Annotated in this window: 1 protein-coding gene; it reads left to right on the top strand. The window is 38.5% G+C overall.

Features of this window, described 5'->3' with window-relative positions; translation table 11 throughout:
- Positions 1-525: ATP-dependent endonuclease (locus tag R7Q46_RS30125; protein ID WP_318078711.1), on the top strand; the 525-nt coding region annotated here is incomplete at both ends.

Genomic DNA, 525 nt, shown 5'->3' with positions numbered 1-525 from the left:
AGTTTATCAACCGATGGTTGGATGTAACTAAGTCAAACTTGTTGTTCGCAAGTGGTCTCATTCTTGTTGAGGGAATTGCAGAACAAATGTTGTTTCCCATTCTGGCGAAGGAGGTTCTAAAAGAGCAAAGTGACGGGAAAAAGAATTTAGAAGATCTGGGAGTTTCAACCATCAACCTTAATGGCATTTATTTTAAGCATTTCATAAGACTATATTGCAATTTAACTGACCTCGAAGATGAAGAAGATCAAGAAGGTCTAAATATACCAGTTCGCTGTGCTGGCGTTACAGATCTAGACCCTCCAAAGAAACAAACTATCCAAGTCGCTAGCGAAGAAAATGAAGATGAAACCATTGATAAAGAAGTCGACTTTATTCCACACGATTCACATCTACTTGAAGGCATGAACCATGCTATTAAATTAGTTGATTCAATCAACTCATCTGAACACGCTCGCTTGTTTGTCAGTAAGTATAAGACGCTAGAGTACGATTTGGCTATGGAAGGTAATAACGTAGCACTGA

The sequence above is a fragment of the Vibrio sp. 811 genome (assembly GCF_033339195.1).
This window is presented reverse-complemented; position numbering and strand designations above follow the sequence as displayed.